The following is a 208-nucleotide window of genomic DNA, read 5'->3' on the forward strand; positions in this document are numbered from 1 at the left end:
GTCATCGCTGTCGATCCGACGATATCGGTAAAGAGGATTGCCCGGTGGCCGGGATCCACCTGGGCGGAGGATTGGCCGGGCGCCGACTCAGGGTCATGGATTCGGCCTAGAAAAGCCTCGACTGCTGACAGGGCGACCTCGACGATCTCGCCGGCGACGAAGCCGTGTGCTTCACGATGCACACATTGCGCAGTTTCCGCATCCGGCG

At 63.0% G+C, this 208-nt stretch carries 1 pseudogene; it reads right to left on the minus strand.

Annotation, left to right across the window (positions count from 1 at the left end):
* Positions 1-208, minus strand: a pseudogene (locus AF337_RS44330) (nickel-binding protein); the annotation flags it as partial.

Source organism: Rhizobium ecuadorense, assembly GCF_001187535.1.
GTDB lineage: Bacteria > Pseudomonadota > Alphaproteobacteria > Rhizobiales > Rhizobiaceae > Rhizobium > Rhizobium ecuadorense.